The sequence below is a fragment of the Gordonia spumicola genome, from assembly GCF_009932475.1.
Taxonomy (GTDB): domain Bacteria; phylum Actinomycetota; class Actinomycetes; order Mycobacteriales; family Mycobacteriaceae; genus Gordonia; species Gordonia spumicola.
The window spans coordinates 2,377,452-2,399,066 of sequence record NZ_BJOV01000005.1 but is presented as its reverse complement, the minus strand read 5'-3'; the positions used below and the strand labels follow the sequence as shown (position 1 = coordinate 2,399,066).

Genomic DNA, 21,615 nt, shown 5'->3' with positions numbered 1-21,615 from the left:
TCACCGCGCCGCTGCACTACTCTTCCGCCCTACATCGTCTACCGCAGCAAGGACGCCCGACCGATGCCGGGCAACGCCCCGAGCCGACGCGGCTGGGATCCGATCGGAGTGAAGGATCGTGACTGAATGACCGCCCCGACCGCCATCGACAAGTCCGATCAGACCCGGAATCTCATCCTCGCGACCGTCGCGTTCGCGATCAGTTTCTGGGCGTGGAATCTCGTCGCTCCACTCGGTGTGTTCTACGCGAGCGACGGCCAGATGGGCCTGGACTCGACCCAGAAGTCGGTCCTCGTCGCCGTCCCCATCCTCGTCGGTTCGCTCGGCCGCATCGTTGTCGGCGTGTTGACGCCGAGGTACGGCGGCCGCGTGATGTTCACCGCGTTGCTGCTGATGTCCGCGCCGTTCGTGATCCTGATCGCGGTCGCGGGGAACCTGAAGTCGTACCCGTTCATGCTGGTGGTCGGGTTCTTCCTCGGCATCGCCGGCACCAGTTTCGCCGCGGGCATCCCGTTCGTCAGCGGCTGGTTCGAGCCGTCGCGCCGCGGCTTCGCGACGGGCGTGTTCGGCGCGGGCATGGGCGGCACCGCGCTGTCGGCGTTCTTCACTCCCCGCTTCAAAGACTGGTTCGGCTACTTCCCGACGCATCTGTTGGTAGCCGTCGCGCTGGTCGCGGTCGCCGTGCTCTGCTGGCTGTTCATGCGCGACGCACCGAGTTGGACGCCGAACACCGAACCCGCCGTGCCGAAGTGGTCGACGCGTTGAAACTGCCCGTCACCTGGCAGATGGCTTTCCTGTACGCGGCGGCGTTCGGCGGCTTCGTCGCGTTCTCCACGTACTTGCCGACGTATCTGAACGATGTGTACGACATTCATGACCTGAAGTCCGCGGGCGCTCGCACCGCCGGGTTCGCGGTCGCCGCGGTCATCGCCCGGCCGGTCGGCGGCATGCTGTCCGACAAGTTCGGGCCCCGCATAGTCACCGCCGTCTCCTGTGGCGGCGCGGCTCTGCTCGCGGTCTGGATGATCACCAAACCCGACATCGGAAGCGGTCTCGCCGCCACCGACTTCATTCTGATGGCGATCATGATGGGCATGGGTTCGGGCTCGGTGTTCGCCTGGGTGGCGATAGCGGCTCCACCCGCACGGGTCGGAGCCGTCACCGGTCTGGTCGGCGCGGCGGGCGGCCTTGGCGGGTTCTTCCCGCCGCTCGTGATGGGCGCGTCGTACGACGCCGACACGCACTCCTACACGATCGGGCTGGCGTTGCTCGTCGCTTTCGCGGCCGCGGCCACGTTGTTCACGCTGTTCGTGATTCCGAAGAGCGAGGCTGAACGCTCGCGCGTCTGACGATCATCCGGTGCGGGGTGAGCCACACGGACTGCCCCGCCGTCGGCAGGTCCACGGTCACCGGGGCTTCGGCGACGAGTCCGCTCTCGCCTTCGACATAGGCGCGCCCGGCCCGCACGGAGACCGCGCGCACACGATCGGCGACCACTCCGGATTCACCGAATCCGACGTCTCGCGGTGCGACCGCGCCGAACACCGGGTCGCCGTCGCGGACGTCCCCGCCCGCGTCCCCGGGAATCACGTGATCGTCCGTGATCACCGTGCCGTCCGCCCACCGACCGTGGATCACCGAGTACCCGGCCAGAGCCGCGCTGAACGGGGTCGCGGGCGACGCCACGATATGTGCGGGGGCGGCGTCCTCCACGACTCGTCCCGCGTCCAACACGATGCATCGGCTCGCCCACTGCCACGCGTCCGACAGGTCGTGGGTCACCAGCACACACGTCGTTCCGGTGCGGGAGAGCTCGTCCGCGAGGAGACGCCGAATGATCGGCGCGCTGGTCGCGTCGAGCGCGGCGAACGGTTCGTCGAGCAGCAGAACATCGGGTTCCGCGGCGAGTGCGCGCGCGATCGCCACCCTCTGCTGCTGGCCGCCCGAAAGCCGCTCCGGGCGCCGTCTCCCCACATCGGAGAGGCCGATTCGGCGAAGCCATTCCCGAGCGAGGGCCAGCGCCTCCCGCCGGGGCGTCCCCTGGGCGATCGGCCCGAACGCGATGTTGTCGGCCACCGACAGGTGCGGAAACAGTCTCGGCTTCTGCTCCAGCAGGGTCACGCGGCGCCGATCCGGCGGCATGTGGGCGTCACCGTCGAGGACTCGATCGCCCACTCTGACCGCGCCGGCGGTGAGCGGGACGAGACCGGCCAACGCACCGAGAACCGTGGACTTGCCCGACCCGTTCGGGCCGAGCAGCGCGACGCAGCCACCGCTGGGCACGGCAATGTCGACCGCGACGGTGAACGCGGCGCGCTTCACCTCCAGTGTGGCGACGAGTTCCCTGCTCATCGGATCGCGTCCTGCCGCCACGACCGCAAGCCGAGGACGATCACCGCGGTGCTCACCAACAGGAGGAGCGACAGCGCGACCGCCGAATCCTGCGTCACCCCGACCCCGTTGAAGGCGGTGTAGATCGCCAACGGCATGGTCCGGGTGACGCCGGGCGCGTTCCCCGCGAACAGTGCGGTCGCACCGAACTCGCCGAGGGCCCGAGCGAACGACAGCGCCGCTCCCGCGGCGAGTCCCGGGATCACCAACGGCAACGTGATCCTCCGCAAGACCGTCCATCGTCGTGCTCCGAGCGTCGCCGCGATCTGTTCGTACCCGCCATCGGCGGACCGCAGTGCGCCCTCGACCGCGATCACGAAGAACGGCATCGCCACGAAACTCTGCGCGACCACCACGGCGGCCGTCGTGTACGGGAGACTGTAGCCGGTCGCCTCGAAGACCGGCTTGCCCACGAGACCGGAACGGCCGAGCAGTGCGAGCAACGCCAGTCCGCCGACCATCGGCGGCAACACCAGCGGCACCAGCACGATGGCCCGCAGCACCGACGCCCACCGAACCGGAGCCTTCGCGATGACCACCGCGAGCGGTGTTCCCAGCACCACGCACACGGCCGTCGCGCATGCCGCCGTCGCCATCGACAACCACAGGGCCGTCAACGACGCCGACGAGAAGAGATCCGTGGACAGCGTGTCCCACCGCACCCTGCTGACGAGACCGATGATCGGAGTCACCAGCAGCGCCAATGCGAGGCATGCCGGAACGTAGAGCGCCTTGGGGAGCGCTGTCACGGCGCGCCGAAACCGTAACCCGCCAGAATCTTCCGGCCCGCGGGCGACAGCACGAACGCACTGAACGCGGCCGCCGCATCCGGCGACTGCGCCTTCTTCGACACCGCGATCGGGTACCTGTTCACCGGCAGGGTGACCCCGGTCGGGGTGATGCCGTCGAGCGCACCGTCGGACGCGGCGACATCCGTCCGGTAGACGAGGCCCGCATCGGCTTCGCCGGATTGGATCCGCTTCACCACGGACGTCACATTGGTTTCTTCGCTGGCGGGCTGGACGGTCACCCCGGCGCTCGACAGGAGCTTCTTGGCGGCCTTGCCGCACGGCACTTCCGGCGCGCACAGGACGGTTGTGACGTCCGGGCGCTGCAGGTCGGCGAGGCTCATGATGTGCTTGGGATTCCCCGGCGCCACCGCGATCTGCAGTGTGTTGGTGGCGAACACGGTGCCCGCGTCGGTGATTCCGGCCTTCGTCACGGGCTCCAAGCTCGACTGGTCGGCGAACGCGATCACGTCGACGTCCGCGCCGTCGACGATCTGCGTGGCAAGCGCCTGCGAACCGTCGTACACGATCGGCGCGACGCGGTACTGCGGGTTCGCTTCGGTGAACTGCTTCGCGAGATCGTCGAACGCGCGCTGCAACGACGCCGCGGCGAACACCGTGATCGGGGCCGCCTTGTCGTTCGAGTCGTTGTCGGCTGCGCAGCCGGTCACGACGAGCAGCAGAGCGAGGAGGGGTGCGAGCGCGCGCTTCATCGATTGTCCTGTCTGGTCTCCACGACGACGGCTGTCGCCTTGACGGTTGCGGTGGCCTGCGACCCGACGACGAGGCCGAGTTCCTCGACGGCCTCGGTGGACATGAGGGACACGACGCGGTGCGGTCCGCTTCGCAGTTCCACCTGGCTCATCACGGGATCGGAGTGAATGCGCGTCACGATGCCGACGAACCGATTCCGGGCACTCGTGGAGCGTTGGATGGGATCGGCCGCTGCGGAGTCGTCCGTCTCGAGGAGTCGAGCGAGGTCACCGCCGTCGACGACGGTTCGTCCCGTGTGGTCCCTGGCAGCCGCGATGCGCCCCTGATCGATCCATCGTCGAAAGGTGTCATCGCTGACGCCGACCAACTCGGCAGCTTCGCGAACCCGATATGCGGTCATATTCGATGAATCTACCCGCACATGAGGACAATCGCGCCCCTTGCGTCTCGTAACTCAGCGCGTCGAGGCTCCGAGACCACCGCCGGGTTAGGGTTTGAGGATGATCAGTGTGGAGGAGCATCTGGCGCGGATCCTCGCATCAATCCCGGCCCCGACGATCACCGAGCGGGCCCTGAACAGCAGTGCCGGTCGTGTCCTGGCAGCCGACGTCGCCAGCCGCTTCCCCGTTCCCCACTTCGACAACTCCGGTATGGACGGATACGCGGTGCACCACGCGGACGCGAAGGTCGGCGCGACACTGCGGGTGGTGGCCGACATTCCCGCCGGCAGCGCCGACGATCCGCGAATAGGTGCGGGCGAAGCGGCCCGAATCATGACGGGCGCCGCGGTGCCGAGCGACGCGGACGCGATCGTCCCACTGGAACACACGACCGAGGGAACACGGGTTCGGGCGAACGCACCCGAGACGATCACCATCACCGAAGAACCCCGACCGCATGCACACATCCGTCGAGCGGGCGAGGACGCTCCCGCCGGTTCGATCGCCGTGCCATCGGGCACGGTGTTGGGTCCGTGGCAGTTGTCGTCGATCGCGTCGGCCGGTCACGAGCGGATCCCGGTGTTCGCACGCCCGCGAGTCGCGGTGATCTCGACGGGCTCGGAACTCGTCAGCCCGTCCGCCACTCCACGGCGCGGACAGATCCCCGAGTCGAATTCCGTGCTCCTCGCGGCGGCCGTCACCGAGGCAGGCGCCGAGGTGGAGTGGACGACGACCGTCGCCGACGACAACGAGGCGTTGGCGGCCGCGCTGGTCGCCCCGGCAGTCGATGCGATCATCCTGACCGGCGGTGCGAGTGTCGGCGCGTTCGACGTGGTCAAGGCGGTGTTGAACGGGGTGGGCAGTATCGAGTTCACGTCGGTCGCGATGCAGCCGGGGAAGCCGCAAGGGTTCGGGCTCACCCCGTCGGGCATTCCGGTGTTCTGCCTGCCGGGCAATCCGGTGAGCGTCGCCGTGAGTTTCGAGATGTTCGTTCGCCCCGCGCTGCGGCGACTCGCCGGATTCCTCGATATCGAACGCCCGCGCCGCACGGTCCCGGCGGGGGTCGGCTGGAAGGCTCGCGCCGACCGCATGCAGGTGATGCCCGCGATCATCGTCGACGACACCGTCCGCCCCGCCACCCACGGCGGCAGTGGATCGCACCTGGTGATGTCGCTTGCCCAGGCGACGGCATTGGCTCTTGTCCCCGCCGACGTCTCACAGGTGAACGCCGGTGATCTGGTTACCGTTATGGAGATTCGATGACAGGATCGTTCACCCACCTCGACGAGGGCGGACAGGCCCGGATGGTCGACGTCACCGAGAAGGCTCCGACCGTGCGGAGCGCGACGGCCGAAGGTTTCGTGCGGTGCTCTTCGACGATCGTCTCGGCTCTCCGCGACGGGACCGTCCCCAAGGGCGACGTCCTGGCGGTGGCACGGATCGCGGGGATCGCGGCGGCCAAGCGAACGCCGGACCTGCTGCCGCTCGCACACGTGATCGGTGTCCACGGGGCCGTCGTCGACGTGACCGTCGTCGACGACGGGGTGCGGGTGAGCGCGACCGTCCGAACCGCGGACCGGACGGGCGTCGAAATGGAGGCGCTCACCGCGGTGAGTGTCGCCGCGTTGGCAGTGGTCGACATGGTGAAGGGACTCGACAAGTCCGTCGAGATCGAGAACATCCGGCTGCTCCGCAAGACCGGCGGCAAGAGCGGCGACTGGTCTCGATGACCACCGCGATCATCCTGGCCGGTGGACGCGCGGCCCGCCTGGGCGGCGTCGACAAGGCCGGTGTGGAGATCGCCGGGCGGTCGTTGATCGACACCGTTCTGGCCGCGGTCGCCGGGATGGATCGGGTCATCGCGGTCGGGCCGGAGACGGTCGCACGACCCGGCGTGCGCGTGGTCCGCGAAGATCCGCCGTTCGGTGGTCCCGTCGCCGGGATCGCCGCCGCGCTCCACAGCGTGGACGACGACGAGGTGTGGCTGCTCGCCTGCGACCTCCCGCGCGCGTCGTTCATCGTCTCCCAGCTGCGCGACGTACCACTCGACTCGTTCGACGGGGTGATCCTCGCCGACGCCGACGGACGCGCGCAGTGGCTCGCCGGCCGGTATCGGACGGCATCGCTCCGCACCGCGTTGGCCGACCTGTCGTCGGAACGGGACGCGTCGATGCGCGCGCTCGTCGGCGGTCTGGCCCTGCGGCCGGTGCCCGACGCCGCGAACGCCTCATTCGACGTGGACACCTGGGACGACGTACGCCTCGCGAATGGGTTCCGGGGCGAGTGAGTTCCGGGGCGGGTAGGTTTCAACAGATGAGCACGTACCCGCCCGAATTGGATCGTTGGGTCGCCGTCGTCGCGCCCGCCTTGGGACTCGGGGACGACGTCGACGTCCCCACCGAGTTGCTCCTGGACGTGACCCGCGACGTGGCTCCACGGCGTGCTTGCCCGCGGTCCACCGATCAACCCAGCTCATCGTGGCCGTGGGCGGCGGGTGACCCCGCGGCCGATAGCCGGCGGCTAGTGATCGAATATGCCGCGATCGCCGAGCGATGAGCGTAGGTTTCGCCCGGCTCGGCGAGGCCAGCAGCCGTACCGAACAGAACGCGGACGGGCGGGTGAGCCGTGCCGTGTATGAAGCCGCGCTGGTCGATCAGCACGGCGCGTGTTCGCCCGAGTCCTCGGCTATGTTCGCTTCTCGTCGACGGTGATACTCGCGAAGGACGCCCCGTCGCGTCACGAAACTCCCGGTCGGACGTCCTCCCCGTTCGCGGCGGTTAGCGGCTTAGCGGGTGAATCGGTGTCACCAAGCGACACCACAGCTTCACCTTAATTGCCACGTGGGTCCCCGCCTGGACACCCTCAGCCGCGCGATGGCCGGACATGGACGGTCGGCTGAGTGATCCGCGTTCGTCGATGCCGTGACCGCCGGCCTTTCCGACGATCGGGCTCGGATGGAATTCGCGATCGTGCAGTGTTGGTCGGAGCCGGAAAAGCACGGAAGTACGCGGAGGTCGGATTCTTCCGCGCGAACAGGCACGTTGCGGAGTTGGCGTCCGCGGTGAGAGGACGCGGTCGCACGACCGCAGAACGGATCACCTCGGAACGGCACAATCCGCAACTGCCTTTCGCGCGGGAAGAATCGACCATCCGACGGACTCTGCGTTCCACGGCGCCGAACAACATCGGCGCGATCGCCGATTCATCCGAGCCTCGATCGTGGAAAGGCCGTCCCGGGCGCATCGCCGACACGCGGATCAATCAGCGGACGTCCATGTCGGCCCACGCAGGCTGAGGAGGTCAGGCTGGGACCACGTGCAATTAAGGGTGAATCGTGTAGAGTCGTGACACAGATCTCACCCCTAAGCCTTCACCGCCGGCGAAGGTGGGAGGACAGTTCGACCGTGGAGTTCGGGTACGCGACGGTGGGGTCCTTCGCGAGGACACCGTCGACGAGAAGCGAACAGTAGCCGAGGACGCGGGCGAACTCGGCGCCGTGCTGATCGACCAGCGCGGACTTCAACACGGCGACGCTCACCCCGCCGTCGACGGTCTGTTCGGTACGGCCTGCGGCCTCTGCCGCGCCGGCGAAGAACCTGACGATCATCGCTCGGCGATCGCGGCATCGACACGAGCCGCGGCTTCGGCCGCGGGGAGCCCGGCCGCCACGGCCAGGCCGATGAGATAGGTGGTGATCGGGGCCGCGGGGCGAAGCACGCCGTGAGCCACGTCGCGGGTCACGTCCAGGAGCAACTCGGTGGGGACGTCGACGTCGTCCCCGAGTCCCAAGGCGGGCGCGACGACGGCGACCCAACGATCCAATTCGGGCGGGTACGTGCTCATCTGTTGAAACCTACCCGCCCCGGAACTCACTCGCCCCGGAACCCATTCGCGAGGCGTACGTCGTCCCAGGTGTCCACGTCGAATGAGGCGTTCGCGGCGTCGGGCACCGGCCGCAGGGCCAGACCGCCGACGAGCGCGCGCATCGACGCGTCCCGTTCCGACGACAGGTCGGCCAACGCGGTGCGGAGCGATGCCGTCCGATACCGGCCGGCGAGCCACTGCGCGCGTCCGTCGGCGTCGGCGAGGATCACCCCGTCGAACGAGTCGAGTGGTACGTCGCGCAGCTGGGAGACGATGAACGACGCGCGCGGGAGGTCGCAGGCGAGCAGCCACACCTCGTCGTCGTCCACGCTGTGGAGCGCGGCGGCGATCCCGGCGACGGGACCACCGAACGGCGGATCTTCGCGGACCACGCGCACGCCGGGTCGTGCGACCGTCTCCGGCCCGACCGCGATGACCCGATCCATCCCGGCGACCGCGGCCAGAACGGTGTCGATCAACGACCGCCCGGCGATCTCCACACCGGCCTTGTCGACGCCGCCCAGGCGGGCCGCGCGTCCACCGGCCAGGATGATCGCGGTGGTCATCGAGACCAGTCGCCGCTCTTGCCGCCGGTCTTGCGGAGCAGCCGGATGTTCTCGATCTCGACGGACTTGTCGAGTCCCTTCACCATGTCGACCACTGCCAACGCGGCGACACTCACCGCGGTGAGCGCCTCCATTTCGACGCCCGTCCGGTCCGCGGTTCGGACGGTCGCGCTCACCCGCACCCCGTCGTCGACGACGGTCACGTCGACGACGGCCCCGTGGACACCGATCACGTGTGCGAGCGGCAGCAGGTCCGGCGTTCGCTTGGCCGCCGCGATCCCCGCGATCCGTGCCACCGCCAGGACGTCGCCCTTGGGGACGGTCCCGTCGCGGAGAGCCGAGACGATCGTCGAAGAGCACCGCACGAAACCTTCGGCCGTCGCGCTCCGCACGGTCGGAGCCTTCTCGGTGACGTCGACCATCCGGGCCTGTCCGCCCTCGTCGAGGTGGGTGAACGATCCTGTCATCGAATCTCCATAACGGTAACCAGATCACCGGCGTTCACCTGTGAGACGTCGGCGGGGACAAGAGCCAATGCCGTCGCCTGGGCAAGCGACATCACCAGGTGCGATCCACTGCCGCCGTGGGTGGCGGGGCGGACGGTGTCGTCGACGATGATCGCGGGCATCACCTGCATGCGGTCGGCGCGAGCCTTCCAGCCGACCCCCGCCGGGACCGTGCGGCGCGGGCGTTCGATATCGAGGAATCCGGCGAGTCGCCGCAGCGCGGGGCGAACGAACATCTCGAAACTCACGGCGACGCTCACCGGATTGCCCGGCAGGCAGAACACCGGAATGCCCGACGGGGTGAGCCCGAACCCTTGCGGCTTCCCCGGCTGCATCGCGACCGACGTGAACTCGATACTGCCCACCCCGTTCAACACCGCCTTGACCACGTCGAACGCGCCGACACTCGCACCGCCGGTCAGGATGATCGCATCGACTGCCGGGGCGACCAGCGCGGCCGCCAACGCCTCGTTGTCGTCGGCGACGGTCGTCGTCCACTCCACCTCGGCGCCTGCCTCGGTGACGGCCGCCGCGAGGAGCACGGAATTCGACTCGGGGATCTGTCCGCGCCGTGGAGTGGCGGACGGGCTGACGAGTTCCGAGCCCGTCGAGATCACCGCGACTCGCGGGCGTGCGAACACCGGGATCCGCTCGTGACCGGCCGACGCGATCGACGACAACTGCCACGGACCCAACACCGTGCCCGATGGCACGGCGATCGAACCGGCGGGAGCGTCCTCGCCCGCTCGACGGATGTGTGCATGCGGTCGGGGTTCTTCGGTGATGGTGATCGTCTCGGGTGCGTTCGCCCGAACCCGTGTTCCCTCGGTCGTGTGTTCCAGTGGGACGATCGCGTCCGCGTCGCTCGGCACCGCGGCGCCCGTCATGATTCGGGCCGCTTCGCCCGCACCTATTCGCGGATCGTCGGCGCTGCCGGCGGGAATGTCGGCCACCACCCGCAGTGTCGCGCCGACCTTCGCGTCCGCGTGGTGCACCGCGTATCCGTCCATACCGGAGTTGTCGAAGTGGGGAACGGGGAAGCGGCTGGCGACGTCGGCTGCCAGGACACGACCGGCACTGCTGTTCAGGGCCCGCTCGGTGATCGTCGGGGCCGGGATTGATGCGAGGATCCGCGCCAGATGCTCCTCCACACTGATCATCCTCAAACCCTAACCCGGCGGTGGTCTCGGAGCCTCGACGCGCTGAGTTACGAGACGCAAGGGGCGCGATTGTCCTCATGTGCGGGTAGATTCATCGAATATGACCGCATATCGGGTTCGCGAAGCTGCCGAGTTGGTCGGCGTCAGCGATGACACCTTTCGACGATGGATCGATCAGGGGCGCATCGCGGCTGCCAGGGACCACACGGGACGAACCGTCGTCGACGGCGGTGACCTCGCTCGACTCCTCGAGACGGACGACTCCGCAGCGGCCGATCCCATCCAACGCTCCACGAGTGCCCGGAATCGGTTCGTCGGCATCGTGACGCGCATTCACTCCGATCCCGTGATGAGCCAGGTGGAACTGCGAAGCGGACCGCACCGCGTCGTGTCCCTCATGTCCACCGAGGCCGTCGAGGAACTCGGCCTCGTCGTCGGGTCGCAGGCCACCGCAACCGTCAAGGCGACAGCCGTCGTCGTGGAGACCAGACAGGACAATCGATGAAGCGCGCGCTCGCACCCCTCCTCGCTCTGCTGCTCGTCGTGACCGGCTGCGCAGCCGACAACGACTCGAACGACAAGGCGGCCCCGATCACGGTGTTCGCCGCGGCGTCGTTGCAGCGCGCGTTCGACGATCTCGCGAAGCAGTTCACCGAAGCGAACCCGCAGTACCGCGTCGCGCCGATCGTGTACGACGGTTCGCAGGCGCTTGCCACGCAGATCGTCGACGGCGCGGACGTCGACGTGATCGCGTTCGCCGACCAGTCGAGCTTGGAGCCCGTGACGAAGGCCGGAATCACCGACGCGGGCACCGTGTTCGCCACCAACACACTGCAGATCGCGGTGGCGCCGGGGAATCCCAAGCACATCATGAGCCTCGCCGACCTGCAGCGCCCGGACGTCACAACCGTCCTGTGCGCGCCGGAAGTGCCGTGCGGCAAGGCCGCCAAGAAGCTCCTGTCGAGCGCCGGGGTGACCGTCCAGCCCGCCAGCGAAGAAACCAATGTGACGTCCGTGGTGAAGCGGATCCAATCCGGCGAAGCCGATGCGGGCCTCGTCTACCGGACGGATGTCGCCGCGTCCGACGGTGCGCTCGACGGCATCACCCCGACCGGGGTCACCCTGCCGGTGAACAGGTACCCGATCGCGGTGTCGAAGAAGGCGCAGTCGCCGGATGCGGCGGCCGCGTTCAGTGCGTTCGTGCTGTCGCCCGCGGGCCGGAAGATTCTGGCGGGTTACGGTTTCGGCGCGCCGTGACAGCGCTCCCCAAGGCGCTCTACGTTCCGGCATGCCTCGCATTGGCGCTGCTGGTGACTCCGATCATCGGTCTCGTCAGCAGGGTGCGGTGGGACACGCTGTCCACGGATCTCTTCTCGTCGGCGTCGTTGACGGCCCTGTGGTTGTCGATGGCGACGGCGGCATGCGCGACGGCCGTGTGCGTGGTGCTGGGAACACCGCTCGCGGTGGTCATCGCGAAGGCTCCGGTTCGGTGGGCGTCGGTGCTGCGGGCCATCGTGCTGGTGCCGCTGGTGTTGCCGCCGATGGTCGGCGGACTGGCGTTGCTCGCACTGCTCGGCCGTTCCGGTCTCGTGGGCAAGCCGGTCTTCGAGGCGACCGGCTACAGTCTCCCGTACACGACGGCCGCCGTGGTGGTCGCGCAGAGTTTCGTGGCGATGCCGTTCTTCGTGATCGCGGTCGAGGGCGCACTGCGGTCCGCCGATGGCGGGTACGAACAGATCGCGGCGACGCTCGGAGCACGACGATGGACGGTCTTGCGGAGGATCACGTTGCCGTTGGTGATCCCGGGACTCGCCGCGGGAGCGGCGCTGTCGTTCGCTCGGGCCCTCGGCGAGTTCGGTGCGACCGCACTGTTCGCGGGGAACGCGCCCGGCGTCACCCGGACCATGCCGTTGGCGATCTACACCGCCTTCAACGGGGTCGGGGTGACGCAGGATTCGGCGGTCGCGCTGTCGCTCCTCCTGTTGGTGAGCACCGCGGTGATCGTCCTCGGCTTGCGGTCGTGGCGGCAGGACGCGATCCGATGAGCAGGGAACTCGTCGCCACACTGGAGGTGAAGCGCGCCGCGTTCACCGTCGCGGTCGACATTGCCGTGCCCAGCGGTGGCTGCGTCGCGCTGCTCGGCCCGAACGGGTCGGGCAAGTCCACGGTTCTCGGTGCGTTGGCCGGTCTCGTCCCGCTCACCGCCGGCGCGGTCAGAGTGGGCGATCGAGTCCTCGACGGTGACGCCCACATGCCGCCGGATCGGCGCCGCGTGACCCTGCTGGAGCAGAAGCCGAGACTGTTTCCGCACCTGTCGGTGGCCGACAACATCGCGTTCGGGCCGATCGCCCAGGGGACGCCCCGGCGGGAGGCGCTGGCCCTCGCTCGGGAATGGCTTCGCCGAATCGGCCTCTCCGATGTGGGGAGACGGCGCCCGGAGCGGCTTTCGGGCGGCCAGCAGCAGAGGGTGGCGATCGCGCGCGCACTCGCCGCGGAACCCGATGTTCTGCTGCTCGACGAACCGTTCGCCGCGCTCGACGCGACCAGCGCGCCGATCATTCGGCGTCTCCTCGCGGACGAGCTCTCCCGCACCGGAACGACGTGTGTGCTGGTGACCCACGACCTGTCGGACGCGTGGCAGTGGGCGAGCCGATGCATCGTGTTGGACGCGGGACGAGTCGTGGAGGACGCCGCCCCCGCACATATCGTGGCGTCGCCCGCGACCCCGTTCAGCGCGGCTCTGGCCGGGTACTCGGTGATCCACGGTCGGTGGGCGGACGGCACGGTGATCACGGACGATCACGTGATTCCCGGGGACGCGGGCGGGGACGTCCGCGACGGCGACCCGGTGTTCGGCGCGGTCGCACCGCGAGACGTCGGATTCGGTGAATCCGGAGTGGTCGCCGATCGTGTGCGCGCGGTCTCCGTGCGGGCCGGGCGCGCCTATGTCGAAGGCGAGAGCGGACTCGTCGCCGAAGCCCCGGTGACCGTGGACCTGCCGACGGCGGGGCAGTCCGTGTGGCTCACCCCGCACCGGATGATCGTCAGACGCGCGAGCGTTCAGCCTCGCTCTTCGGAATCACGAACAGCGTGAACAACGTGGCCGCGGCCGCGAAAGCGACGAGCAACGCCAGCCCGATCGTGTAGGAGTGCGTGTCGGCGTCGTACGACGCGCCCATCACGAGCGGCGGGAAGAACCCGCCAAGGCCGCCCGCCGCGCCGACCAGACCGGTGACGGCTCCGACCCGTGCGGGTGGAGCCGCTATCGCCACCCAGGCGAACACCGAGCCCGAACCCATGCCCATCATGATCGCCATCAGAATGAAGTCGGTGGCGGCGAGACCGCTTCCGATGTCGGGTTTGGTGATCATCCAGACCGCGAGCAGAGCCGCGCCGCCACAGGAGACGGCGGTGACTATGCGGGGCCCGAACTTGTCGGACAGCATGCCGCCGACCGGCCGGGCGATGACCGCGGCGACCGCGAACCCGGCGGTGCGAGCGCCCGCGGACTTCAGGTCATGAATGTCGTACACATCGTTCAGATACGTCGGCAAGTACGTGGAGAACGCGACGAAGCCGCCGAACGCCGCCGCGTACAGGAAAGCCATCTGCCAGGTGACGGGCAGTTTCAACGCGTCGACCAACTTCGGCACGGCGGGTTCGGTGTTCGGCGTCCAACTCGGTGCGTCGCGCATGAACAGCCAGCAGAGCACGGCGACCGCGACCAGCGCGACGGCTACCAACAGATGCGTCGGGAAGTAGCCGAACCAGTCTTTGAAGCGGGGAGTGAAGAACGCCGACAGCGCGGTGCCGCCCATGCCCGCGCCGAACACGCCCGTCGCGAAGCCGCGGCGCGACGGCTCGAACCAGCCGCTGACGAACGGGATGCCCGCGGCGAAACTGGTGCCGGCGATGCCGAGGAAGAACCCGACCACCAGCATGAACGGGTACGACTTCAGGTTCCCCGCGACCGCGATCAGGATCACGAACGGCGCGGACATCAGCAGCAACGCGGTGAACATCACGCGGCCGCCGTACCTCGGCGTCAACACGCCGACAACGATGCGGCCGAGCGAACCGACGAGGATGGGGACGGCGACGAGGACCGACTTCTGGGTCGAGTCCAGGCCCATCTGGCCGTCGCTCGCGTAGAACACACCGAGTGGAGCGACGAGATTCCACGCCCAGAAACTGATCGCGAACGCGACGGTCGCGAGGATGAGATTCCGGGTCTGATCGGACTTGTCGATGGCGGTCGGGGCGGTCATTCAGTCACGATCCTTCACTCCGATCGGATCCCAGCCGCGTCGGCTCGGGGCGTTGCCCGGCATCGGTCGGGCGTCCTTGCTGCGGTAGACGATGTAGGGGCGGAAGAGGTAGTGCAGCGGCGCGGTGAAGATGTGCACGAGCCGGGTGAACGGCACCAGCATGAACATGACCATGCCGATGACCACGTGCAGATGGAATCGGACGGGAGCGGCTTCCATCGCGGCGACATCCGGTTGGAAGTAGAAGATCGATCGGAACCACGGACTCACCGTCTCCCGGTAGTTCACGCCGTCGCCGTGTGGGTCGATCATGCCGACGACGGTGATGTAGGTGCCCGCGACCAGGGCGGCGACGAGCACCGCGTACATCAGCTTGTCGTTGCGGGTGGTCGCCATGAACACCGGGCCGACGGTCCGGCGACGGTAGATGAGGATCGCGACACCGACGACGGCGGCGACGGCCGCGATGACGCCACCGACGGCGGCGACCCAGTGATACATCGTCTCGGTGACACCGAACTGCTCGGTCCACGATTCGGGGATCACCAGACCCATCGCATGGCCCGCGATCACGGCGAGGATGCCGTAGTGGAACAGCGGCGACCCGATCCGCAGCAGCCGCGACTCGTACAGCTCCGACGACCGCGTGGTCCACCCGAACTTGTCGTATCGGTACCGCCAGACCGTTCCGCCGATCACACACACCAGCGCGAGGTACGGCAGGACGCCCCACAGGAAGATGCTCATCGGAACGCCTCCCGACCGGTGAGTATCGGGAGGAGCCGACTGTCGTACGGTTCCAAGCCGACTGTTTCGACAGACGGCGACGGACTCGCCGTCGCCAGCGCCGACGCCCGGTCCGGCGGGGAGTCGCCGGGCAGCGTCGCACAGACCGCGGCGAGGACGTCGGCGTACGGGGAGCCGACGTCCACCAGCGCGAACCGGATCAGTTCGATGGCGCTCCGGCTGTCGGCGAGCGCCTTCCCGCCGCGAGCGGGGTCGGCCAGCGCCGCGAACTCCAACACGATCGGCAGATAGTCGGGGAGTTCGCCGTGCAGGTTCACGAGAAGACCGCTGTCGCGGTACAACCGTTTGAACTCGCCGAGCACGGCCCCACGCCGCCGAGTGTCGCCCGCGGACCAGTACGACAGGTACAGGGTCTGCTTCCTGGACAGGTCGAAGACGTCGGTGTAGTGCTGGGCGAGTCCGGTCGGATCGGTCGTCGACGCCGCGTCGAGGAATCGTTGCAGCAGCCGCACCGCGTCGTCGCCGGGGGATTCGGCGAGCGCCGCACGCATCAGGTCGAGGCGACCGAAGAGCTCGGCGTCCGGGTAGCCGAGGCACCACGCGGCGACCTGGTGGATCACGCGGACGTCGGCGCGGGTGGCCGCCCCACGTTGTGGCAGGAGCTTCACGGTCGGGTGTCCTGTCGATCGGGGAACAGCCCGGGCGGGGCTCCGTTGCCGTCCCAGTTGAGCAGGTTCGTCCGGCCGCGCATGGTGCCGTCGCCCGCCGGGGTGTCCGTGGTCTGTCGCTGCTTCAACGCCTGGAACGTCTCGATCGACACCGGTGTCGGACGTCCACTCGCCTCACCGAACGACCCTGACTCGTACATGCCCGGACCGCCCTCCTGATCGAGGGAACACCCGATCTCGTCCAATCGGGCCGCCTGTTCGTGGTGCGCCGTCGGAATCACGTACCGGTCCCCGTACTTGGCGATCGCGAGGAGCCGGTACATCTCGTAGACGGATTCTTCGGTCATTCCGACGGCGTGCGCTATCCGCGGGTCCGTCTCTCGACCCAGGTTCACGTCGCGCATATACGACCGCATCGCGGCCAACTTGTGCAGAACGTCCTCGACCAGCGCGGTGTCGCCCGCGGTGAACAACTCCGCGAGATATTCGACGGGGATGCGCAACGAGTCGATCGCGCCGAACAGGTTGCGGTGATCCTCGCCGTCGTGTCCCTGCTCGGACAACAGATCCACGATCGGGGACAACGGAGGGATGTACCACACCATCGGCATCGTCCGGTACTCCGGATGCAACGGCAACGCGACCCGGTACTTCTTCGCCAACGCGTAGACCGGCGACCTGCGGGCCGCATCCATCCAGTCGTCCGGAATCCCCGATGCCCGAGCCTGCGCGATCACCTCCGGATCATCGGGATCGAGCATCAGATCCAACTGCGCCTCGTACAGGTCCTTCTCATCCGGCACCGAGGCCGCCGCGGTCACGGCGTCGGCGTCGTACAAGAAGATCCCCAGATAGCGGAGACGACCGACGCAGGTCTCCGAACACACCGTCGGTTGTCCGACCTCGATGCGCGGGTAGCAGAGCGTGCACTTCTCGGCCTTGCCGGACCGGTGATTGAAATAGATCTTCTTGTACGGGCAGCCGGTGATGCATTGCCGCCAGCCGCGGCACCGATCCTGATCGACGAGGACGATGCCGTCCTCTTCACGCTTGTAGATCGCGCCGGACGGGCACGACGCCATGCACGACGGGTTCAAGCAGTGCTCACAGATCCGTGGCAGATAGAACATGAACGTCTGCTCGAAGGAGAACTTGATCCTGTCCTCGGAGTCTCGTCGGATCTTCGCGACGATCGGATCGAGGTCGCCGTATTCGGTGGAACCGGCCAGGTTGTCGTCCCAGTTCGCCGACCACGAGATCTTCATGTCCTCACCGGTGATCAACGACTTCGGTCGGGCGACCGGAAAGTCGTCACCGAGGGGCGCGTTGACGAGCGTCTCGTAGTCGTAGGTCCACGGTTCGTAGTAGTCGTCGAGCGTCGGCTGCACCGGGCTGTGGAAGATCGTGAACAGTTTCCGCAGTCGTCCCCCGGCCGTCAGTCGGAGATCGCCCTTCCTGTTGAGCCGCCATCCGCCTCTCCACTGTTCTTGATCCTCGTACCGTCGCGGATATCCCTGGCCGGGCCGGGTCTCCACGTTGTTGAACCACACGTATTCGGTGCCCGCGCGGTTGGTCCACGCCTGCTTGCAGGTGACGGAACACGTGTGGCAGCCGATGCACTTGTCGAGATTCATCACCATCCCGACCTGTGCCATCACTCGCATCAGTAGGTCACCTCCTGGCTGCGTTTGCGGATGGTCGCGACCACGTCGCGTTGGTTCCCGGTCGGGCCGAGATAGTTGAACGCGTATGACAACTGCGCGTACCCGCCGATGAGATGCGACGGCTTCACGAGCAGCCGCGTCGCCGAATTGTGGATTCCGCCGCGTCGTCCCGTCGCCTCCGACTTCGGGACGTCGATGGTGCGTTCCTGCGCGTGATGCACGTAGCAGACGCCTTCGGGCATCCGGTGACTGACGATCGCCCGCGCGACGTACACGCCGTTCGCGTTCACGCATTCGATCCAGTCGTTGTCCTTCACGTCGATGGACGCCGCGTCTTCCGGCGACAGCCACGCGCTCGGACCGCCCCGCGAGAGGGACAGCATCAGCAGATTGTCCTGGTATTCGGAGTGGATCGACCACTTGTTGTGCGGGGTGAGATAGCGGACGGTGATCTGTCTGCCGCCGTCCGGCCCGAGCTTCGGTTCGCCGAACAACCTGTGCATGTCGAGGGGTGGACGATAGATGGGGAGGCCTTCGCCGATATCGAGCATCCAGTCGTGATCCAGATAGAAGTGCAGTCGTCCGGTCAGGGTGTGGAACGGCTTCTCCCGTTCGATGTTGACGGTGAACGGCGCATACCGTCGACCGCCGGTCTCCGAACCGGACCATTCCGGTGACGTGATCACCGGGACGGGCGCCGCCTGGGTGTCGGCGAAGCGGATCCGCTTCTCCTCGGAGCCCTCGGCCAGATCGACGAGCCGCTTGCCGACGCGCTTCTCCAGCTTGTGGAAACCGTCGACGGCCAACTCGCCGTTGGTGGTGCCGGAGAACAGCAGGATCGCTTCGGCGAGTCCGGCGTCGGTGTCGATCGCCGGACGTCCCTCACCGGCGCCGGACGGCATCACCCCGTTGGACGCGGCCAGCTTCGGGATCTGGGAAGCGATGTCGTAGGTGACGTTCTTGACCGTGAAGCCGAGCGTGTCCGCGAGTGGTCCGACCGTCGCGAGCTTGTCGGCGATGGCCGTGTAGTCGCGTTCCACCACCTGGAAGTTCGGCATGTTCGCGCCCGGCTTCGCGGGCCCGCCGGCGCGCCAATCGACGACCCGCCCATGCGGTTGGGCGGCCTCGCCCGGGGTGTCGTGCTGCACCGGCGTGCTCACCAGGTCGTGGCGTGTCCCCAAATGAGTCTTCGCCTGTCGTGACAGTTCCGCTGCCAGCGCGTGGAACAGGTCGAAGTCCGATTTCGCCTCCCACGGTGGATCGATCGCCGGGGTGAACGCGTGCACGAACGGATGCATGTCCGTCGAACTCAGATCGTGCTTCTCGTACCACGTCGCCGCGGGCAACACGATGTCGCTCAGCAGCGTCGTCGACGTCATCCGGAAGTCCGCCGACAGCAGCAGATCGAGTTTGCCCTCGGGGGCGTCCTCGTGCCATGTCACCTCGGTCGGACGGGGAGCCTCGGGATTCTCGTGACCGAGCACATTGTGGTGCGTCCCCAACAGGTGCCGCAGGAAGTACTCGTCGCCCTTCGCCGACGATCCCAGCAGATTCGACCGCCACAGCACCAAGGTGCGCGGCCAGTTCTCCGGTGCGTCGACGTCGGAGATCGCGGGTGTCAAACCGCCGCCGACCAACTCGTCCGCGACGTACGACGCCGCGTCCCGCGCCTCGCCCGCGTCGACCGCGGCCCGGGCCGCATCGGCGACGTCCAACGGATTGGCGGAGAACTGCGGATAGAACGGCATCCACCCCAGACGCGCGGACTGCGCGATCGCGTCCGCCGTGTGCATCCCGTCGAGGGTGCCCGACGACAACGGTGACGTCAGCGCGGACGTCGAATAGCCGTCGTTGCGCCACTGGTCGGTGTGCATGTACCAGTACGACGTGCCGGGTTGGGTACGCGGGGGCCGCGTCCAGTCGAGAGCGTTGGCGAGGGATATCCAGCCCGTGATGGGCCGGCACTTCTCCTGGCCGACGTAGTGGGCCCAGCCGCCCCCGTTGCGGCCCATGCAGCCGGTCAGGATGAGCATCGCGAGAATCGCGCGGTAGGTCGTGTCGCCGTGGAACCACTGGCAGATGCCCGCGCCCATGATGATCATCGACCGTCCGCCGGATTCTTCCGCGTTGGTCGCGAACTCGCGTGCGATCCGGATCGCGGCGTCCGCGGGAACACTCGTGATCTCCGCCTGCCAGGCGGGCGTGTACGGCGAGTCCGCGTCGTCGTACCCGCTCGGCCACCGACCGGGAAGCCCGTCGCGGCCCACCCCGTACTGGGCGAGCAACAAGTCGTAGACGGTCGTCACCAGGCCGTCGCCGAACGGTCGTGCGGGCACGCCGCGGGTGATGATCGACCCGCTGCCGTCCGGCGCGTCGAATGCCGGGAACGCCACTTCGACCGGCGTGGCGGCGTCGTCGTCGATCAAGGTGAGACGCGGTGTGATCCCCTGTAGGTCGAGGTTCCACAGTCCTTCGCCGGACGCCGCGTACCGGTGCCCGAGAGTTCCGTTCGGAACCAGCGGCTCACCGGTCTCGTCGTCGATCAGGACGGTCTTCCACACGTCTTCGTCCGGGTGTTCGCCCGTGAGTTCGTCGGCGGTCACGAACTTGCCGGGCACCAGCCTGCCGTCCTTGTCCTCGAGGTGAATGAGGAACGGGAGGTCGGTGTACTTGCGGGTGAAGTCGGAGAAGAACGGGGTGTCGCGGTCGACGTAGAACTCTGTGAGAATCACATGTCCCATAGCCATCGCCAACGCGGCGTCGGTGCCGGCTTGGGCGGGCAGCCATTCGTCGGCGAACTTCGTGTTGTCCGCGTAGTCGGGCGACACCGTGACGACCTTCGTGCCGCGATACCGGACTTCCGCCATCCAGTGCGCGTCCGGTGTGCGGGTCACCGGGACATTGGAGCCCCACATCATCAAATACGATGCGTCCCACCAATCGCCGGACTCCGGAACGTCCGTCTGATCGCCGAACACCTGTGGGCTGGCGACCGGGAGGTCGGCGTACCAGTCGTAGAAAGACGTCATCACGCCGCCGATGAGCTGCATGAATCGGGTGCCGACGCAGTGACTGACCATCGACATGGCCGGGATCGGGGAGAACCCGGCGCACCGGTCCGGGCCGTACTTCTTGATCGTGTTCACGTGTGCGGCGGCCGCCATCTCGACGGCCTCGTCCCACGTCACCCGGACGAGACCGCCTTTGCCTCGGGCCTGCTGATACGACCGTCGGCGTAACGGATCCTCGACGACGTCGGCCCAGGCGAGAACCGGATCGCCGAGCCGGGACTTCGCCTCGCGGTACATCTCCAGTAGGACGCCACGCGCGTAGGGATGCCGGACGCGCGTGGGGGAGTAGGTGTACCAGGAGAACGCCGCACCGCGCGGGCAGCCACGCGGTTCGTACTCCGGGCGGTCCGGGCCGACCGACGGATAGTCCGTCTCCTGCGTCTCCCACGTGATGATTCCGTCTTTGACGTACACCTTCCACGAACACGAACCGGTGCAGTTCACGCCGTGCGTCGAACGGACGATCTTGTCGTGGCTCCAGCGGTCCCGATAGAACACGTCGCCCGCGCGTCCACCCTCGCGGAACACGGCTCGACCGTCGTCGGTCTCGTCCCATCGGGTGAAGAACCTGCCCACCTCGAGGAGCGCCTGTGCTGCCGAGCCCTGAACCGAATCAGACGGTGCCATGTCCGCACTGTAGGCCGCGTCATTCGAGGCTTTCGCGTGTTGCACGTGGCCGTCGCGACCACCTGCGAGTACGGCGCCAAGTGGGGACCAAAGTCCCGAAAAGGCCGAGCAGATCGCCGACGCTCCCGGTGGTCCACCGAG

22 protein-coding genes and 1 pseudogene are annotated in these 21,615 nt (G+C 67.8%); 9 read left to right on the top strand and 14 right to left on the bottom strand.

Annotation, left to right across the window (positions count from 1 at the left end; all coding sequences use genetic code 11):
• The first annotated feature begins 126 nt into the window (after positions 1 to 126).
• Positions 127 to 1,349: pseudogene (locus GYB83_RS22555) on the top strand (MFS transporter).
• Here the strand turns inward: GYB83_RS22555 and GYB83_RS22550 are convergent.
• From GYB83_RS22550 to GYB83_RS22535, 4 genes are read right to left on the bottom strand one after another with little or no spacing between them, the layout of a single operon-like run.
• On the bottom strand, positions 1,300 to 2,352 hold the full coding sequence (locus GYB83_RS22550; RefSeq protein WP_161893877.1) for a sulfate/molybdate ABC transporter ATP-binding protein: 1,053 nt from the start codon (positions 2,350 to 2,352) through the stop codon (positions 1,300 to 1,302). The pseudogene GYB83_RS22555 and the gene GYB83_RS22550 overlap by 50 nt on opposite strands.
• Positions 2,349 to 3,140, bottom strand: a complete 792-nt coding sequence (modB, locus tag GYB83_RS22545; protein ID WP_161893876.1) for a molybdate ABC transporter permease subunit — start codon at positions 3,138 to 3,140, stop codon at positions 2,349 to 2,351. Before modB (GYB83_RS22545) ends, GYB83_RS22550 begins: the two co-directional genes overlap by 4 nt.
• A complete protein-coding gene (gene modA, locus GYB83_RS22540; protein ID WP_161893875.1) occupies positions 3,137 to 3,892 on the bottom strand; it encodes a molybdate ABC transporter substrate-binding protein in 756 nt (251 codons plus the stop codon). Before modA (GYB83_RS22540) ends, modB (GYB83_RS22545) begins: the two co-directional genes overlap by 4 nt.
• Entirely contained in the window at positions 3,889 to 4,293 is a 405-nt protein-coding gene (locus GYB83_RS22535; protein WP_161893874.1) for a TOBE domain-containing protein, read from the bottom strand. The genes modA (GYB83_RS22540) and GYB83_RS22535 overlap by 4 nt, the downstream gene beginning before the upstream one ends.
• A gap of 100 nt (positions 4,294 to 4,393) precedes the next feature.
• Between GYB83_RS22535 and GYB83_RS22530 the strand changes: the two genes are divergently transcribed.
• The 4 genes from GYB83_RS22530 to GYB83_RS23435 are packed head-to-tail and all read left to right on the top strand — an operon-like array spanning position 4,394 to position 6,889.
• A complete protein-coding gene (locus tag GYB83_RS22530; RefSeq protein WP_161893873.1) occupies positions 4,394 to 5,596 on the top strand; it encodes a molybdopterin molybdotransferase MoeA in 1,203 nt (400 codons plus the stop codon).
• Positions 5,593 to 6,063 (top strand): cyclic pyranopterin monophosphate synthase MoaC, encoded by a 471-nt coding sequence (gene moaC / locus GYB83_RS22525; RefSeq protein WP_161893872.1) that lies wholly within the window; start codon positions 5,593 to 5,595, stop codon positions 6,061 to 6,063. Before GYB83_RS22530 ends, moaC (GYB83_RS22525) begins: the two co-directional genes overlap by 4 nt.
• Positions 6,060 to 6,620, top strand: coding sequence for a molybdenum cofactor guanylyltransferase (gene mobA, locus GYB83_RS22520; RefSeq protein WP_161893871.1), 561 nt, complete (start codon positions 6,060 to 6,062; stop codon positions 6,618 to 6,620). Before moaC (GYB83_RS22525) ends, mobA (GYB83_RS22520) begins: the two co-directional genes overlap by 4 nt.
• Before the next feature lie 26 nt (positions 6,621 to 6,646).
• Positions 6,647 to 6,889 carry a hypothetical protein gene (locus tag GYB83_RS23435; RefSeq protein WP_186349838.1) on the top strand — a complete coding sequence of 81 codons (243 nt, stop codon included), beginning with the start codon at positions 6,647 to 6,649 and terminating at the stop codon, positions 6,887 to 6,889.
• An 814-nt stretch (positions 6,890 to 7,703) separates the two neighbouring features.
• Here the strand turns inward: GYB83_RS23435 and GYB83_RS22515 are convergent.
• Genes GYB83_RS22515 through GYB83_RS22495 form a run of 5 tightly spaced genes read right to left on the bottom strand, consistent with a single transcriptional unit; the run spans position 7,704 to position 10,429 of the window.
• On the bottom strand, positions 7,704 to 7,940 hold the full coding sequence (locus GYB83_RS22515) for a MoaD/ThiS family protein (protein ID WP_161897474.1): 237 nt from the start codon (positions 7,938 to 7,940) through the stop codon (positions 7,704 to 7,706).
• Positions 7,937 to 8,176, bottom strand: coding sequence for a DUF6457 domain-containing protein (locus GYB83_RS22510; RefSeq protein WP_161893870.1), 240 nt, complete (start codon positions 8,174 to 8,176; stop codon positions 7,937 to 7,939). The genes GYB83_RS22515 and GYB83_RS22510 overlap by 4 nt, the downstream gene beginning before the upstream one ends.
• A 26-nt stretch (positions 8,177 to 8,202) precedes the next feature.
• The gene (gene mobA / locus GYB83_RS22505) at positions 8,203 to 8,763 is read right to left on the bottom strand and encodes a molybdenum cofactor guanylyltransferase (RefSeq protein WP_161893871.1); all 561 of its coding nucleotides are present in this window, start codon (positions 8,761 to 8,763) and stop codon (positions 8,203 to 8,205) included.
• Positions 8,760 to 9,230 carry a cyclic pyranopterin monophosphate synthase MoaC gene (moaC, locus tag GYB83_RS22500; protein WP_161893872.1) on the bottom strand — a complete coding sequence of 157 codons (471 nt, stop codon included), beginning with the start codon at positions 9,228 to 9,230 and terminating at the stop codon, positions 8,760 to 8,762. Before moaC (GYB83_RS22500) ends, mobA (GYB83_RS22505) begins: the two co-directional genes overlap by 4 nt.
• Positions 9,227 to 10,429, bottom strand: coding sequence for a molybdopterin molybdotransferase MoeA (locus tag GYB83_RS22495; protein ID WP_161893873.1), 1,203 nt, complete (start codon positions 10,427 to 10,429; stop codon positions 9,227 to 9,229). Before GYB83_RS22495 ends, moaC (GYB83_RS22500) begins: the two co-directional genes overlap by 4 nt.
• 100 nt (positions 10,430 to 10,529) lie before the next feature.
• Here GYB83_RS22495 and GYB83_RS22490 point away from each other — a divergent pair, with 100 nt between their 5' ends.
• The 4 genes from GYB83_RS22490 to GYB83_RS22475 are packed head-to-tail and all read left to right on the top strand — an operon-like array spanning position 10,530 to position 13,523.
• Positions 10,530 to 10,934, top strand: a complete 405-nt coding sequence (locus tag GYB83_RS22490) for a TOBE domain-containing protein (protein ID WP_161893874.1) — start codon at positions 10,530 to 10,532, stop codon at positions 10,932 to 10,934.
• Positions 10,931 to 11,686 carry a molybdate ABC transporter substrate-binding protein gene (gene modA / locus GYB83_RS22485; protein WP_161893875.1) on the top strand — a complete coding sequence of 252 codons (756 nt, stop codon included), beginning with the start codon at positions 10,931 to 10,933 and terminating at the stop codon, positions 11,684 to 11,686. Before GYB83_RS22490 ends, modA (GYB83_RS22485) begins: the two co-directional genes overlap by 4 nt.
• Positions 11,683 to 12,474, top strand: a complete 792-nt coding sequence (gene modB, locus GYB83_RS22480; protein WP_161893876.1) for a molybdate ABC transporter permease subunit — start codon at positions 11,683 to 11,685, stop codon at positions 12,472 to 12,474. Before modA (GYB83_RS22485) ends, modB (GYB83_RS22480) begins: the two co-directional genes overlap by 4 nt.
• Complete coding sequence (locus tag GYB83_RS22475) at positions 12,471 to 13,523, top strand: sulfate/molybdate ABC transporter ATP-binding protein (protein WP_161893877.1); 1,053 nt, start codon at positions 12,471 to 12,473, stop codon at positions 13,521 to 13,523. The genes modB (GYB83_RS22480) and GYB83_RS22475 overlap by 4 nt, the downstream gene beginning before the upstream one ends.
• Here the strand turns inward: GYB83_RS22475 and GYB83_RS22470 are convergent.
• From GYB83_RS22470 to GYB83_RS22450, 5 genes are read right to left on the bottom strand one after another with little or no spacing between them, the layout of a single operon-like run.
• Positions 13,474 to 14,697 carry an MFS transporter gene (locus tag GYB83_RS22470; protein ID WP_161893878.1) on the bottom strand — a complete coding sequence of 408 codons (1,224 nt, stop codon included), beginning with the start codon at positions 14,695 to 14,697 and terminating at the stop codon, positions 13,474 to 13,476. The genes GYB83_RS22475 and GYB83_RS22470 overlap by 50 nt on opposite strands.
• The gene (gene narI, locus GYB83_RS22465; protein WP_161897473.1) at positions 14,698 to 15,444 is read right to left on the bottom strand and encodes a respiratory nitrate reductase subunit gamma; all 747 of its coding nucleotides are present in this window, start codon (positions 15,442 to 15,444) and stop codon (positions 14,698 to 14,700) included.
• Entirely contained in the window at positions 15,441 to 16,112 is a 672-nt protein-coding gene (gene narJ / locus GYB83_RS22460) for a nitrate reductase molybdenum cofactor assembly chaperone (protein ID WP_161897472.1), read from the bottom strand. Before narJ ends, narI begins: the two co-directional genes overlap by 4 nt.
• Entirely contained in the window at positions 16,109 to 17,776 is a 1,668-nt protein-coding gene (gene narH / locus GYB83_RS22455) for a nitrate reductase subunit beta (RefSeq protein WP_161897471.1), read from the bottom strand. The genes narJ and narH overlap by 4 nt, the downstream gene beginning before the upstream one ends.
• The gene (locus GYB83_RS22450) at positions 17,776 to 21,474 is read right to left on the bottom strand and encodes a nitrate reductase subunit alpha (RefSeq protein ID WP_161897470.1); all 3,699 of its coding nucleotides are present in this window, start codon (positions 21,472 to 21,474) and stop codon (positions 17,776 to 17,778) included. Before GYB83_RS22450 ends, narH begins: the two co-directional genes overlap by 1 nt.
• Between the last annotated feature and the right edge of the window lie 141 nt (positions 21,475 to 21,615).

Excerpts from the sequence above, each read along its gene's own strand:
- GYB83_RS22550 (WP_161893877.1), bottom strand. The coding sequence starts at position 2,352 with ATGAGCAGGGAACTCGTCGCCACACTGGAGGTGAAGCGCGCCGCGTTC.
- modA (WP_161893875.1), bottom strand. The coding sequence starts at position 3,892 with ATGAAGCGCGCGCTCGCACCCCTCCTCGCTCTGCTGCTCGTCGTGACC.
- GYB83_RS22535 (WP_161893874.1), bottom strand. The coding sequence starts at position 4,293 with ATGACCGCATATCGGGTTCGCGAAGCTGCCGAGTTGGTCGGCGTCAGC.
- GYB83_RS22530 (WP_161893873.1), top strand. The coding sequence starts at position 4,394 with ATGATCAGTGTGGAGGAGCATCTGGCGCGGATCCTCGCATCAATCCCG.
- moaC (WP_161893872.1), top strand. The coding sequence starts at position 5,593 with ATGACAGGATCGTTCACCCACCTCGACGAGGGCGGACAGGCCCGGATG.
- mobA (WP_161893871.1), top strand. The coding sequence starts at position 6,060 with ATGACCACCGCGATCATCCTGGCCGGTGGACGCGCGGCCCGCCTGGGC.
- GYB83_RS23435 (WP_186349838.1), top strand. The coding sequence starts at position 6,647 with ATGAGCACGTACCCGCCCGAATTGGATCGTTGGGTCGCCGTCGTCGCG.
- GYB83_RS22515 (WP_161897474.1), bottom strand. The coding sequence starts at position 7,940 with ATGATCGTCAGGTTCTTCGCCGGCGCGGCAGAGGCCGCAGGCCGTACC.
- GYB83_RS22510 (WP_161893870.1), bottom strand. The coding sequence starts at position 8,176 with ATGAGCACGTACCCGCCCGAATTGGATCGTTGGGTCGCCGTCGTCGCG.
- mobA (WP_161893871.1), bottom strand. The coding sequence starts at position 8,763 with ATGACCACCGCGATCATCCTGGCCGGTGGACGCGCGGCCCGCCTGGGC.
- moaC (WP_161893872.1), bottom strand. The coding sequence starts at position 9,230 with ATGACAGGATCGTTCACCCACCTCGACGAGGGCGGACAGGCCCGGATG.
- GYB83_RS22495 (WP_161893873.1), bottom strand. The coding sequence starts at position 10,429 with ATGATCAGTGTGGAGGAGCATCTGGCGCGGATCCTCGCATCAATCCCG.
- GYB83_RS22490 (WP_161893874.1), top strand. The coding sequence starts at position 10,530 with ATGACCGCATATCGGGTTCGCGAAGCTGCCGAGTTGGTCGGCGTCAGC.
- modA (WP_161893875.1), top strand. The coding sequence starts at position 10,931 with ATGAAGCGCGCGCTCGCACCCCTCCTCGCTCTGCTGCTCGTCGTGACC.
- GYB83_RS22475 (WP_161893877.1), top strand. The coding sequence starts at position 12,471 with ATGAGCAGGGAACTCGTCGCCACACTGGAGGTGAAGCGCGCCGCGTTC.
- GYB83_RS22470 (WP_161893878.1), bottom strand. The coding sequence starts at position 14,697 with ATGACCGCCCCGACCGCCATCGACAAGTCCGATCAGACCCGGAATCTC.
- narI (WP_161897473.1), bottom strand. The coding sequence starts at position 15,444 with ATGAGCATCTTCCTGTGGGGCGTCCTGCCGTACCTCGCGCTGGTGTGT.
- narH (WP_161897471.1), bottom strand. The coding sequence starts at position 17,776 with ATGCGAGTGATGGCACAGGTCGGGATGGTGATGAATCTCGACAAGTGC.
- GYB83_RS22450 (WP_161897470.1), bottom strand. The coding sequence starts at position 21,474 with ATGGCACCGTCTGATTCGGTTCAGGGCTCGGCAGCACAGGCGCTCCTC.